Raw genomic sequence first — 13,203 nt, 5'->3', positions numbered from 1 at the left:
CGAATTGTGGTTCCGTGAATCTTCCTGCTGAAAACCTGTTATCGAACGAAACCAGCCCGTACCTTTGTCAGCACAGCGGCAATCCCGTACATTGGCGGGCCTGGTCGCCACAATCCTTGGACGAAGCCAAACGATTGCAGAGGCCTATCCTGCTTTCGGTCGGCTACGCCGCCTGTCACTGGTGTCACGTGATGGCGCACGAGAGCTTCGAAAGCGAAGATGTCGCCGCCGTCATGAACCGGCTGTTCGTCAATATCAAGGTTGATCGCGAGGAACGGCCCGACATCGACCAGATCTATATGGCGGCTCTTACCGCTATGGGCGAGCAGGGCGGCTGGCCGCTCACCATCTTCCTGACGCCAGACGCCAAGCCGTTCTGGGGCGGCACATACTTCCCGAAGGAGCCGCGCTATGGCCGGCCTGGTTTCATCCAGGTTCTTGAGGCCGTGGACAAGGCCTGGCGCGAGAAACAGCAAAGCCTTACCGAAAGCGCCAACAAACTGACGGATCACGTCGAGGCGAGGCTTGCAGCCAACCACGCATCCTCCTCAATCGACGGCACTCCCCTGACAACGCTCGCCGACGGCATCTACGGCATGATCGACCATCAAGCCGGTGGGCTACGCGGCGCGCCGAAGTTTCCCAATGCGCCCTTCATACAGACGCTATGGCTAAGCTGGCTGCGGAACGGAAATGAAATGCACCGCGACGCGGTTGTCTCCAGCCTGGAACACATGCTGCGTGGCGGCATCTACGATCATGTCGGCGGCGGGCTGGCGCGCTATTCGACAGACGGCGACTGGCTGGTGCCGCATTTCGAGAAGATGCTCTACGACAATGCTCAATTGCTGCGCATGGCCAACTGGGCCTTTGCCGAAACCGGAAATGAATTGTTCCGGATACGAATCGAAGAAACCGTTGCCTGGCTCCTGCGCGAAATGACCGTCGAGGGCGGTGGTTTTGCGTCGAGCCTGGATGCGGATAGCGAAGGTGAGGAAGGGCTTTTCTACACCTGGGACAGAACCGAGATCGAAAGCACGCTCAGAAACGATTCATCTTTGTTTTTCAATAACTTCACTCTTGCCTCCCCGTCAAACTGGGAAGGCAAGCCGATCATCTGTCAAACCCCGGCGCAAAGCCACGATGCCATTGCACACCGCGCGGAAGTCGATGCGATCAAACTCGGGCTTTTGACTTCACGGGAACGACGCATTCGTCCCGGCCGTGACAACAAGGTGCTGGCCGATTGGAACGGCCTTGCCATTACAGGGCTTGCCGAGGCGGGCCGCGCTTTGTCTCGCCCGGACTGGATCGCGGCAGCTGCGAGAGCCTTCGGGTTCATAGCAGGGCACGCGGACGCTGATGGCCGACTGCCACATTCCATACTTGGCGAACGCAAACTCTATCCTGCGCTGTCGAGCGACTATGCCGCCATGGCCAATGCAGCGGTTTCGCTGTTTGAGGCAACCGGTGAGGTCGCTTACATCGAACGGGCAAGGTCTTTTCTCGATCAGCTGGACCGATGGTATGCCGACAGCGCCGGCAACGGCTATTACCTGACGGCATCGGACAGCACCGATGTCCCGATCAGAATCCGCGGTGACATCGACGAGGCAATCCCCTCGGCAACCGGCCAGATCATCGAGGCGATGATCAGGGTGGCGGATGCCGGCGGTGACGTACAACTCCAGGAAAAGGCCTGGCGCGCTGCAGAACATGCAGCCGGCCGCGCTTCACGCCAGCAATATGGCCAGGCCGGAATCGTCAATGCCTGCGCGCTGGTGATCAGCCCGATCAAGCTCGTCATCATCGATGATCTGACTGATCCGAAATTTATTCCGGTGGCGAATCGATGGCCGGATCCCAGGCGCGTCGACCTCGTCATTCCCGTCGGCGCCGAAGACAGCCTGCCAAGCCTGCCTGGCGGTGCCTATCCGCCAACGACAAAGGCCGGCGCATTTCTATGCACCGGCCCCGTCTGTCTTCCGATTATTACCGACCCTGATGAACTAGCGCGGGCCTTGCGTCCGAAACGATGAAGCCGATCAGGTATTCATCGAGTCGAAGAAATCGGTGTTCGTCTTGGTCTGCTTGAGCTTGTCGATGAGGAATTCGATCGCGTCGGTCGTTCCCATCGGCGCCAGAATGCGGCGCAGGACGAATATCTTCTGGAGATCCTGCTTGGCGACCAGCAGGTCTTCCTTGCGCGTACCGGACTTGAGGATATCCATCGCCGGGTAGATGCGCTTGTCGGCGACCTTGCGGTCGAGCACGATTTCCGAGTTGCCCGTACCTTTGAACTCTTCGAAGATGACTTCGTCCATGCGGCTGCCGGTATCGATCAGCGCGGTTGCGATAATCGTCAGCGAGCCGCCTTCCTCGATGTTACGCGCAGCACCGAAGAAGCGCTTGGGGCGCTGCAGGGCGTTGGCGTCGACACCGCCGGTCAGAACCTTGCCGGATGACGGCACGACGGTGTTGTAGGCGCGGCCAAGGCGCGTGATCGAATCGAGAAGGATGACCACGTCGCGGCCATGCTCGACCAGGCGCTTTGCCTTTTCGATGACCATTTCGGCGACCTGAACGTGACGCACCGCCGGCTCGTCGAATGTCGAGGAAACGACCTCGCCCTTCACCGAACGCTGCATGTCGGTCACTTCTTCCGGCCGCTCGTCGATCAGGAGAACGATCAGATAGCATTCCGGATGATTGGTGGTGATGGAGTGGGCGATGTTCTGAAGCAGCACGGTCTTACCGGTGCGCGGCTGCGCGACGATCAGGGCGCGCTGGCCCTTGCCGAGCGGCGCCACGAGATCGATGACGCGCGGCGAGATATCCTTGGTGGTCGGGTTCTCGACTTCCATCTTCAGGCGCGCCGTCGGGTAGAGCGGCGTCAGATTGTCGAAATGAATCTTGTGCCGGATCTTTTCCGGATCGTCGAAATTGATCGTGTTGACCTTGAGAAGCGCGAAATAGCGTTCGCCTTCCTTGGGGCTGCGGATCGGACCCTCGACCGTATCGCCGGTCTTCAGCGAAAACCGCCGGATCTGCGAAGGTGAGATGTAGATATCGTCCGGGCCCGGCAGATAGTTGGCATTTGCGGAGCGAAGGAAACCAAAACCGTCCTGCAGCACTTCCACGACGCCGTCACCGATGATCTCGATGTCCTGCGCCGCGAGCTTCTTAAGAATGGCGAACATCAGCTCCTGCTTGCGCATGACGCTGGCGTTCTCGACCTCGAGCGTTTCGGCGAACGCAATGAGATCGGTCGGTTTCTTGTTCTTGAACTCCTGGAGTTTCATTTCCTGCATAGACGGACTCTGAATTGGATAAAGGGGAAAAATATCGGCGAATGCGATGGGCGCCGGGCGCGGTCAAGGTGAAAGTGGGGACGGCGCATGGCGGGAAGGAAGACCTGTCTTTTATCCGGCTGTCCGGCAAAGAGCAAGGTACGATTTCATGGGATCGAAGCGGTCAGAATGGCTTCACGATGACGAGAATGACGATAATTATCATCAAGACCGTCGGAATCTCGTTGATCATCCGCCAATGGCGCGCCGGTTTGGTGTTTCGGTCCTCGGCGAAACGGCGAACCGCACCAGCGAGATAGCCATGCACGCCCGACAGGGCGACAACCGCAGCGATCTTGGCATGCAGCCAGCCACCCGAGAAGCCAAAGCCTTTCCAGGCAAGCCACAGGCCGAATACCCAGGTAATGATCATCGCCGGATTGATGATCGCGCGCAGCAGACGCCGCTCCATTACCTTGAAGGTTTCCGACTGGACGGAACCAGGTTCGGCGTCGACGTGATAGACGAACAGCCGCGGCAGGTAGAGCATCCCGGCCATCCACGAGATGACGGCAATCACGTGCACGGCCTTGGCCCAGAGATAGAGATTTTCCGGGGCGAAATAGAACAGCAATCCCGTCAGAACGGCGAAGATGCCGATCGCTATCCCCGCCCGCTTCATCACCTGCCCACCGCTCGGCGAAACTTTTTCGCTTTCAGCACTCATTGCCCTGAAAAGCTCCTGACTTGCCGGATCATTGCCTCGACATGTTCGATAGGCGTTTCCGGCGTAATACCATGGCCAAGGTTGAAGATCAGCGGCCCAGTGCCCAATGCCTTCAGGATAGCGTCCACGCCCTCGGAGAGGGCCCGCCCGCCGGCTACGAGCCGCAATGGATCGAGGTTGCCCTGCACAGCCCCACCGGCCTGTAGGGACTGCGCCTGGGACAGCGGAACCGTCCAATCCAGTCCGAGACCTGTGACGCCCGTCTTTTCGCGGTATGTGGAATAGCGGTGGCCGGCACCCTTCGGGAATCCGATGATCGGAACATCGGGATAGACCGCGCGTACCTTCTCCACGATTTCCGCAACCGGCCTGATGCAGAACGCTTCGAAACAGGCTTCATCGAGAACGCCTGACCAACTGTCGAATATCTGGACGACGTCCACGCCGGCTTCGATCTGTTTGATGAGGTACCTGGCCGAATAGTCCGAGAGGATCGACAGCAAGCGTGTCATTGCCTCCGGCTCTCGATAGGCGAAAAGCCGGCTCGGTGCCTGATCGGGTGTTCCATGGCCGGCGATCATATAGGTCGCAAGCGTCCACGGCGCGCCGCAAAAGCCGATCAATGTGGTTTGTTCAGGGAGTTCGGTGCGAAGATGTTTTACCGTCTCGTAGACCGGCTTCAGATGGTCATGGAAATTCGATCCGTCAAGGTTTGCGATCTCGGATGCCGTGATCGGCGTCATCAGCGGTCCTCGTCCTTCCTCGAAGCGAAGGTCGCGGCCAAGCGCATGAGGCACGACGAGGATGTCGGAGAACAGGATCGACGCATCAAAGCCAAAACGGCGGATCGGCTGCAATGTCACTTCCACTGCGAAGTCCGGATTGTAGCAGAGATCGAGGAAGCTTCCGGCCTTCTTCCTGAGCTCCCTGTACTCGGGAAGATATCGGCCAGCCTGCCGCATCATCCAGAGCGGAGGCGGAGAAGCTGTCTCGCCTTTCAGGACGTCCAGCATGACGCGTTGCGCAGGCATAGAGCGTTATCCTCCCAGCTCTTTCTATAAATATAAATTCTATGAAAAGAGTCTTCTGATTCTTAGACTCTGTTGGAATCGGGAATTGCGACTTATCCCCGAACGGGCCTCCGCAACCAGAAAGCATATTGTCGCGCCAATTTCGATGTAAATTGGAAAACTCTGGGGACGAATAGATTTCAGCTAGGAATTACAAAGCCTTGATAGGCTGAAAATTTCAGGGCACCGACAATCCTTTGAGGCTTGTTCGACTTATCCCCATAACCCTCCTTGCCGCGAAAACGAAACAGACAGCAGGGCGAATTGTGGACAAGCTGGCTTCTGATACAGTCCGCTCTGGCCGAGAGGGGCAAACGCCCTGCTTATCCACATTTGACCACAGAACCGGGCGCGCCTTGTGAATAAACCCCAGAGCTTCTTCCATCTCCACCTGATTTCGGACGCTACCGGCGAGACGCTGCTGGCAGCGGGGCGCGCGGCGTCGGCGCAATACAAGGACGCAAGGGCGATCGAGCACATCTACCCGCTCATCCGCACCGACAAGCAACTGATGAAGGTGTTCGAGGATATCGAGGAGGAGCCCGGCATCGTGCTCTACACGCTTGTCGACCAGAACCTTGCCGGCCAGATCGATGCGCGCTGCGCCGAAATGGGCCTGCCTTGCGTTTCCGTGCTGGAGCCGGTGCTTGCCGTTTTCCAATCCTATCTTGGCACGCCGGCCGGCCGGCGCGTCGGCGCGCAGCATGTGCTGGACGCCGAATATTTCCGCCGCATCGATGCGCTCAATTTCACCATGGAACATGATGACGGCCAGCTGCCCGGCGACGTCGATGAGGCTGACGTCGTCCTTATAGGCATATCGCGGACGTCCAAAACGCCGACCAGCATCTATCTGGCCAATCGCGGCATAAAGACTGCCAACATTCCGATTGTTCTCGGCGTGCCGCTGCCGGAGAACCTGGCTGAAGCCAAGAAACCGCTCATCGTCGGCCTGGTTGCCACTGCCGAGAGGGTCTCGCAGGTCCGTCAGAATCGGGTGCTCGGCACGACCACCGGCTACGATTCGCAAGACTATGTCGATCGGGCGTCAATTACCGAAGAACTCGCCTATGCACGGCAGATCTGCACGCGCCACAACTGGCCGATGATCGATGTCAGCCGCCGTTCCATCGAGGAAACGGCGGCCGCAATCGTTGCCCTGCGCGGCAAGACGCGCTAGTCGAAGCGCGACCTTCACTTCGACCGAGGTTTGCATGGCAGCGAAAATCATACTGGCTTCGGCAAGCCCGTTCCGGAAGGCGCTTCTGGCCAATGCCGGCATCGAATTCACCGCAATTCCGGCCGATGTCGACGAGAGGGCGCTTGAGGCGCCGCTCGAAGGAACAGGTGCGACGCCCGAAGACGTCGCGTCGATCCTGGCAGAAGCCAAGGCGATCAATGTCAGCGAAAGCCACCCCGGGGCACTCGTGATCGGCTGTGACCAGACGCTTTCGCTGGGCGACCGTGTTTTCCATAAACCCCGCGACAAGGAAGACGCGCGCCGCCATCTGCTCGATCTTTCCGGCAAGACGCATCAGCTCAACAGCGCCGTCGTGCTGGTGCGCGATGGCGAAACGCTATGGCGTGACGTCAGCATCGCGCGGCTGACCATGCGCAAGCTCGATCCCGCCTTTATCGGCCGCCACCTGGCGAGCGTCGGCGACAAGGCGCTGGCAAGCGTCGGTGCCTATCAGATCGAAGGCGAAGGCATCCAGCTCTTCGAAAAGATCGACGGCGACTATTTCACCATTGTCGGCCTGCCGCTGCTGCCGCTTCTGGCGAAGCTTCGCGAACTCGGAGCGATCGATGGCTGATCGCACTGTTAAAGCGTTCGTGTGCGGTCATCCGATCGCCCATTCGCGTTCGCCAAAAATCCATGGCTATTGGCTTAGGCAATACGGGATCGCCGGTTCCTACGATGCTATCGACGTGTCCTCGCAGAAATTCGAAAGCTTCTTGGGCGAACTGAAAGAAAGCGGCTTTGCCGGCGGCAATGTCACCATCCCGCACAAGGAAGCAGCGTTTCGCCTTGTCGGCCGGCGAGACAACGCCGCGGAAGAGATCGGAGCGGTCAACACGCTGTGGTTCGAGGACGGTCTGCTTTGCGGTACCAATACGGATGCGCATGGCTTTGCCGCCAATCTCGATGACTATGCGCCAGGTTGGGCGAAAGCCGGAACCGCAGTGGTGCTGGGCGCCGGCGGAGCATCCCGCGCGGTCATTCACGCGCTGAAGCAAAGCGGAATTCGCGATATCCGCGTCGTCAATCGAACGGTCGAACGCGCGGTCGAACTGGCAGATCATTTCGGCAAGGCCGTCTCGGCCCACCCCTTTGCGGCGGTCGATGAACTGCTCGCCGATGCCGGGCTTCTGGTCAACACGACAGCGCTCGGCATGCATGGCAATGCCGAAATCCCGGTCGATCCGTCCCGGCTGCCGGACCATGCCATAGTCACCGACATCGTCTATGTGCCTCTGGAAACGCCCTTGCTTGCTGCCGCGCGGGCTCGCGGACTGAAAACCGTCGACGGCCTCGGCATGTTGCTGCATCAGGCGGTTCCGGGTTTTGAGCGCTGGTTCGGCGTCAGGCCAACGGTCACGCCGGAACTGCGCGGCCTCATCGTTTCGGATCTGGGTGCCAAATGATCGTGCTGGGATTGACCGGGTCGATCGGCATGGGCAAGTCGACCACCGCAAGGATGTTCGCCGATGCCGGCGTTCCGGTGCATGACTCCGACGAAACCGTCCATCGCCTTTATGCCGGAAAGGCCGCACCCCTGGTAGAGGCGGCGTTTCCCGGAACGGTAAAGGACGGCGTTGTCGACCGCACGCTGCTCGCGCGTCAGGTTCTGGGTGACGCGGAAGCGCTGAAGAAGATCGAGACGATCATCCATCCACTGGTGCGCGCCGATGCCGACGCCTTTCTGGCTAGGCACCGCGCGGCCGGAGTGCCGCTGGCGGTGCTCGATATTCCACTGCTGTTCGAGACCGGCGGCCGCAATCGTGTCGACAAGGTAGCGGTGGTGACCGCACCGCCGGATATACAGCGGCAACGCGTGCTTGCCCGGCCCGGCATGACCGAGGAAAAATTCGCCAGCATTCTGGCAAAACAGGTGCCGGATGCCGAGAAACGCAGCTTGGCCGATTTCATCATCGACACAGGCCAGGGCCTGGAAGTCGCGAAAAAATCGGTCGAAGAAATTATCGCCACGCTAACCAAGGAAATGCCGGGACAGCCAGCAGCCTGACCTTGCCGGGATTTTCGGTCGGGGCCATGCTTGGTCAAGGAGTGGTGATTCGAATGCGCGAGATCATTTTCGATACGGAAACCACGGGCCTCGATTCCCGCGAGGACCGCATCATTGAAATCGGCGGTGTCGAGCTCATCAACCGCTTCCCGACCGGCAAGACCTTTCACGTCTTCATCAATCCGCAAGGACGCGCCGTTCACGCCGAGGCGCTGGCTGTCCACGGCATCAGTAATGAAAGATTGGCCAACGAGCCGGCTTTTCCGGAAATTGCTGAAAAGTTCATGGAATTTATCGAAGGCGCCAAGCTGGTCGCCCACAACGCCAATTTCGACATGGGCTTCATCAATGCCGAGTTTGCCCGCCTCGGCCAACCGGCGATCGGTTCGGACCGTGTCATCGACTCGCTGGCATTGGCGCGGCGCAAGCACCCGATGGGACCGAATTCGCTCGACGCACTCTGCCGGCGCTACGGCATCAACAACAGCCACCGCACGTTTCACGGCGCCTTGCTCGATTCGCAGCTTCTGGCTGAAGTCTATATCGAGCTCATCGGCGGCAAGCAGACAGCCCTTGTTCTGGACGCGGGCATGGAAACAAGGTCGGACGCCACGACCGAAATTCAGATCGAGATTTCTATCGCGCCGCGTCCCGAACCTTTGCCGCCCCGCCTGACGGACGCCGAACGTGCCGCGCATATGCGGCTGATCGCCGATCTCGGCGAAAAAGCCATCTGGCAAAATTTCCAAGAGAATTGAAAAACAGAGCTGAAAACGAAAAAACCCGGCGCAAGGCCGGGTTTTTCAATTGGTTTCGCTGAAGAAATCAGCTGACCTGGACTTTGGCGGCAGCCTGGTCCTCGGCCATCTTCTGCTGGAACATCTGCGCGAAATCGATCGGGTCGAGCATCAGCGGCGGGAAGCCGCCATTGCGCGTTGCGTCGGCGATGATCTGGCGGGCAAACGGGAACAGCAGGCGCGGGCATTCGATGAACAGGAGCGGCAGCATGTGCTCCTGCGGGAAACCTTCGATCTTGAAGACGCCGCCATAGACGAGCTCGACATTGAACAGCACGTCCTTGTCGAAGGCAGCCTTGGCCGTCAGCGACAGGTTGACGTCGAATTCCTTGTCCGAAAGCGGATTGGCGTTGACGTTGACATTGATGGCGATGCCGGGAGCCTTGTCGCGGCCGCGCAGCGAATTCGGCGCGCCGGGGCTTTCGAAGGAAAGGTCCTTCACATACTGGGCAAGCACGTTCAGCGAAGGCTGCACGCCGTTGTTGCCGTTTCCGTTGCTCACAGCGCCCGCGGCGTCATTGTCGTTCTTGGCCATGAGCCATGATCCTCTTTGCTTCAGCCGCCCGGCGGCCCGGATTGAAATCGTGCGTTGGCTAGCATGGTGTTCTTGCCAACACAAGTTTTTGCCGGTTTCAGGCTGTTTGGCGGATCAATCGTCGCCGATCTGCCGCCACGGCGAGCGTGGATCGGGGCCTTTGGTGTAATCGTCTTCGTCGAGATCGATGGTCTTCTCGCGCCTGCCGTCCCGAGGGAAACCACCCATTCTGCCGAAATCCGTCGAAAAATTAACCCGACGATTGAGAAAGCGCCAGCCGAGGTCACGGATCGGCGGAACAAACAGCAATATACCGACGATATCCGTCACGAAGCCCGGAATGAGCAGCAGAAGGCCGGCAACCAGGATCATCACGCCATGGGCGAGGGTACGGCTGGGGTCGCGCCCGGCCTCGATTTCGGCGCGAATACGCGCCAGAACGCTGAAACCCTGATAGCGCATCAGCATGCCGCCGGCGATTCCGGTGGCGATGGTAAGCCCCAGAGTGGGCAGAACGCCGATCTGGCGCCCGACGACCACGAAACCGGCGATTTCGATCAGGGGGAGCAGAAGAAGAAACAAAGGAATGAGGGAAACCCGCACGTGCCCGCCAATATTAAGGTTGCATCAAAATGCCCAGCACCGGATGCTGGCACATTATACGATAGATAGGTATGCATGCCTTTGATTTGAATGATGGCGACATGCGTTCTATATGCATGGATTGAAGCGCGGAATGCGGCGAAACGGCGGTGTTGCCGGCCGAAGACAAAGGACTAGTGGCGAAAGACATGGAATTTTTCGATTTCGGCACGATATTTTTTCTGATCGCGGCTGTCGTGATCTTCTTTCAGCTGCGCAATGTGCTCGGCCGCCGCACAGGCAATGAGCGTCCGCCCTTCGACCCCTATACGGCCGGGCGGACCCGCAGCGACAAGGACGCCTCGGCGAAACCTGAAAATGTCGTTTCCCTGCCGCGCAAACGGGTTTCCGCAGACAATGACGAAGCCTATGTGGCAATCGACGCCTTCGCCAAGCCCGGCACGGACCTGAACAAGGGCTTGCGCGCGATCAAGGACGGCGACCAGACCTTTGAGCCGAAAACCTTCGTCGATGGCGCCAAGATGGCCTATGAGATGATCGTGATGGCCTATGCCGATGGCGACCGCAAGACGTTGAAAAACCTGCTTTCGCGCGAAGTCTATGATGGCTTTGTCGCCGCGATTTCCGACCGCGAAGGGCGCTCGGAAAAGATCCAGTCGTCCTTCGTCGGCATCGACAAGGCCGATATCGTCTCGGCCGAGATGAAGAATGGCGAGGCGCATATCACGCTACGCATCGTCAGCGAGCTGATTTCGGCCACGCGCGACAAGGCCGGCGAGGTGATCGACGGCGATCCCGAGACTGTGGCCGAGGTCAAGGACGTCTGGACCTTCGCCCGTGACACCCGCTCGCGTGACCCGAACTGGAAGCTCGTCGCCACCGAAGAAGAAGACTGAGCCTTTTGCGGGAGCCGGGCCGGTGCCTTTGTCGCCTGTTTTCCGCATCGTCTCCTTCGACGAGCTGCCCGGCTGGGCAGATGACACTCAGGCGGACGCTTACACCGCCTTTCGCCGCTCGGCATTCCACGTCCTGAAAAAACCCTATCGAACGGGTTCGTTGGGCATCGACTTTTCGGCCTTCGAAGATGCCTATGCCGCAGCCCGAGCCGAAAGCTCTGGAAATGCCAGGGCTTTTTTCGAGCATCATTTCGTTCCGGCCCTGATCGTGCCGGATGACTCGGAAGCCGGTTTCGTCACCGGCTTCTACGAACCGGAAGTGGAAGCGTCTGCTAGCCGAACCGAAAAATTCAAGGTTTCGCTGCTGGCCCGGCCCGACGATCTTGTCGATATCGACGACGAAAACCGGCCCGCTGGCATGGACCCTCATCTCGCCTTCGGCCGTGAGACGCCAACGGGCCTTGTCGAATATTTCGATCGTCCCGCAATCGAGCAAGGTGCGCTGGCAGGCCGCGGGCTGGAAATCGCCTGGGTTGCCGACCCGGTCGACGCCTTCTTTATCCACGTCCAGGGTGCCGCCCGGCTTAACATGACCAACGGAGCGCTGCGCCGGGTCACCTACGCGGCAAAATCCGGTCAGAGATTTTCGGGACCGGGGAAAAAACTGGCCGATCTCGGCGAAATCCCGCTCGAACAGGTCACCATGCAGTCGATCCGGGCGTGGCTGGCCGCCAACCCGCACCGGGTCAGCGAAATCCTCTGGCAGAACCGGTCCTACATCTTCTTCCGCGACGCACCAGTTGATGAGCCGGAGCTCGGTCCGATAGCCGCGGCAAAAGTGCCGCTGACGCCGGGCCGCTCCGTTGCCGTCGACCGGCTGCTCCACACATTCGGCACGCCGTTCTTCATCAATGCACCGACGCTGACGGCCTTTGAAAAAAAACCCTTCTGCCGGCTGATGATCGCCCAGGACACCGGTTCGGCCATCGTCGGTGCGGCGCGTGGCGATCTCTTCGCCGGCTCGGGCTTCGATGCGGGTGAAATCGCCGGCGTGGTGCGCAACCGTGCTGATTTCTTCGCCCTCATCCCACGCGGTTTGATTGATGGGGCAGCATCTTGAGCGGGCGCGGCAAAAAACTCAGCGACGAGGACCGCGTCCTCTGGAACCTGGTCGCGCGCTCGGCCAAGCCGCTGAAGGGCAAAGTGGGCGTGCAAGAACCGTCACCGGAGCCGATGACCATGGAACAGGCGATGGCCATGGACAAACCGGTCGCCACGCCGGTGGCTCCAGCCCCCTCCAAGCCGCGCCAGACGGTCACACATTCCTTCGATGCTCCGACCCACGACAAGATCGCCAAGGGCCGTCTGCCAATCGAAGGCAGGGTCGATCTACACGGCCTGACGCAGGATCAGGCCTATTCGCTGCTGCTTTCCTTCCTGACCCGCGCCTATGCCGGCGGCGTGCGCTACGTTCTGGTCATCACCGGCAAGGGTTCGTCTTCCGGGGGCGAGGGCGTGCTACGCCGCGCCGTACCGGCCTGGCTGATGACACCGCCTTTTCGTATGTTCGTCAGCAGTCACGACCATGCCGCCCGCAACCACGGCGGCTCGGGCGCGCTCTACATAAGGCTGCGCCGCCATGCGGTGCCGAAATCATGACGCCGCTTGGTGAAAGGCTGCGTGCGCTGCGCGACGAAAGAGGCGTCAGCCAGAAGGAAATGGCCGCAGCCCTCGGCGTGAGTGCCGCCTATCTCTCCGCACTCGAGCATGGCAGGCGCGGAACCCCGACCTGGGCTCTGATCCAGAAGATCATCGGCTATTTCAACATCATCTGGGATGACGCCGAGGATCTGCAGCGTCTGGCCGAAACGTCGCATCCGCGCGTGGTGATCGATACGTCAGGGCTTTCCCCGGCTGCGACCGAACTCGCCAACCTGCTGGCCCGCTCCATAAACCGGATCGGCGAAGAGGATATCCTGAACCTCACCGCGCAACTGAAGGCCGCTCGCGGGCGGCGCCGCTGACACCGGGGTCAGT

General features: G+C 59.8%; 15 protein-coding genes. 10 read left to right on the top strand and 5 right to left on the bottom strand.

Annotated features, from left to right (window positions below; translation table 11 throughout):
* Window positions 1-14: 14 nt before the first annotated feature.
* On the top strand, window positions 15-2,039 hold the full coding sequence (locus tag WBQ96_RS12815; protein WP_336550433.1) for a thioredoxin domain-containing protein: 2,025 nt from the start codon (window positions 15-17) through the stop codon (window positions 2,037-2,039).
* A gap of 6 nt (window positions 2,040-2,045) precedes the next feature.
* Here the strand turns inward: WBQ96_RS12815 and rho are convergent, their stop codons facing one another.
* The 3 genes from rho to hemE all read right to left on the bottom strand — a co-directional run bounded on the left by rho (window position 2,046) and on the right by hemE (window position 5,048).
* Window positions 2,046-3,311, bottom strand: coding sequence for a transcription termination factor Rho (gene rho / locus WBQ96_RS12810; RefSeq protein WP_205826809.1), 1,266 nt, complete (start codon window positions 3,309-3,311; stop codon window positions 2,046-2,048).
* A gap of 163 nt (window positions 3,312-3,474) precedes the next feature.
* Window positions 3,475-4,017, bottom strand: a complete 543-nt coding sequence (hemJ, locus tag WBQ96_RS12805) for a protoporphyrinogen oxidase HemJ (protein WP_336550436.1) — start codon at window positions 4,015-4,017, stop codon at window positions 3,475-3,477.
* A complete protein-coding gene (hemE, locus tag WBQ96_RS12800) occupies window positions 4,014-5,048 on the bottom strand; it encodes a uroporphyrinogen decarboxylase (RefSeq protein ID WP_336550439.1) in 1,035 nt (344 codons plus the stop codon). Before hemE ends, hemJ begins: the two co-directional genes overlap by 4 nt.
* Before the next feature lie 397 nt (window positions 5,049-5,445).
* Here hemE and WBQ96_RS12795 point away from each other — a divergent pair, with 397 nt between their 5' ends.
* Genes WBQ96_RS12795 through dnaQ form a run of 5 tightly spaced genes read left to right on the top strand, consistent with a single transcriptional unit; the run spans window position 5,446 to window position 9,093 of the window.
* Complete coding sequence (locus WBQ96_RS12795; protein WP_336550440.1) at window positions 5,446-6,267, top strand: pyruvate, water dikinase regulatory protein; 822 nt, start codon at window positions 5,446-5,448, stop codon at window positions 6,265-6,267.
* Between the two features lie 34 nt (window positions 6,268-6,301).
* Window positions 6,302-6,901 carry a Maf-like protein gene (locus tag WBQ96_RS12790; protein ID WP_336550442.1) on the top strand — a complete coding sequence of 200 codons (600 nt, stop codon included), beginning with the start codon at window positions 6,302-6,304 and terminating at the stop codon, window positions 6,899-6,901.
* Window positions 6,894-7,733, top strand: coding sequence for a shikimate dehydrogenase (locus WBQ96_RS12785; protein WP_336550444.1), 840 nt, complete (start codon window positions 6,894-6,896; stop codon window positions 7,731-7,733). Before WBQ96_RS12790 ends, WBQ96_RS12785 begins: the two co-directional genes overlap by 8 nt.
* Window positions 7,730-8,335, top strand: a complete 606-nt coding sequence (gene coaE / locus WBQ96_RS12780; protein ID WP_336550446.1) for a dephospho-CoA kinase — start codon at window positions 7,730-7,732, stop codon at window positions 8,333-8,335. The genes WBQ96_RS12785 and coaE overlap by 4 nt, the downstream gene beginning before the upstream one ends.
* A 53-nt stretch (window positions 8,336-8,388) precedes the next feature.
* Window positions 8,389-9,093, top strand: coding sequence for a DNA polymerase III subunit epsilon (gene dnaQ / locus WBQ96_RS12775; RefSeq protein WP_336550448.1), 705 nt, complete (start codon window positions 8,389-8,391; stop codon window positions 9,091-9,093).
* Window positions 9,094-9,160: 67 nt separating this feature from the next.
* Here dnaQ and secB read toward each other — a convergent pair whose 3' ends face one another.
* Together secB and WBQ96_RS12765 are read right to left on the bottom strand one after the other, a co-directional pair.
* On the bottom strand, window positions 9,161-9,667 hold the full coding sequence (secB, locus tag WBQ96_RS12770; protein WP_165120205.1) for a protein-export chaperone SecB: 507 nt from the start codon (window positions 9,665-9,667) through the stop codon (window positions 9,161-9,163).
* A 114-nt stretch (window positions 9,668-9,781) separates the two neighbouring features.
* Window positions 9,782-10,270: an FxsA family protein gene (locus WBQ96_RS12765; RefSeq protein WP_336550451.1), complete on the bottom strand. Its 489-nt coding sequence runs from the start codon at window positions 10,268-10,270 to the stop codon at window positions 9,782-9,784.
* Between the two features lie 188 nt (window positions 10,271-10,458).
* Here WBQ96_RS12765 and WBQ96_RS12760 point away from each other — a divergent pair, with 188 nt between their 5' ends.
* Genes WBQ96_RS12760 through WBQ96_RS12745 form a run of 4 tightly spaced genes read left to right on the top strand, consistent with a single transcriptional unit; the run spans window position 10,459 to window position 13,190 of the window.
* A complete protein-coding gene (locus WBQ96_RS12760) occupies window positions 10,459-11,166 on the top strand; it encodes a Tim44/TimA family putative adaptor protein (RefSeq protein ID WP_336550453.1) in 708 nt (235 codons plus the stop codon).
* 22 nt (window positions 11,167-11,188) lie between these two features.
* The gene (mltA, locus tag WBQ96_RS12755) at window positions 11,189-12,286 is read left to right on the top strand and encodes a murein transglycosylase A (protein WP_336550454.1); all 1,098 of its coding nucleotides are present in this window, start codon (window positions 11,189-11,191) and stop codon (window positions 12,284-12,286) included.
* Complete coding sequence (locus tag WBQ96_RS12750; protein WP_336550456.1) at window positions 12,283-12,825, top strand: Smr/MutS family protein; 543 nt, start codon at window positions 12,283-12,285, stop codon at window positions 12,823-12,825. Before mltA ends, WBQ96_RS12750 begins: the two co-directional genes overlap by 4 nt.
* Entirely contained in the window at window positions 12,822-13,190 is a 369-nt protein-coding gene (locus WBQ96_RS12745) for a helix-turn-helix domain-containing protein (protein ID WP_336550458.1), read from the top strand. The genes WBQ96_RS12750 and WBQ96_RS12745 overlap by 4 nt, the downstream gene beginning before the upstream one ends.
* The last annotated feature ends 13 nt before the right edge of the window (window positions 13,191-13,203 follow it).

It is taken from the genome of Mesorhizobium sp. CCNWLY176 (genome assembly GCF_037153935.1).
Classification (GTDB): domain Bacteria; phylum Pseudomonadota; class Alphaproteobacteria; order Rhizobiales; family Rhizobiaceae; genus Mesorhizobium_M; species Mesorhizobium_M zhangyense.
Note: the sequence above shows the minus strand (reverse complement) of the source record. Positions and strands in the feature narration are given on the sequence as shown.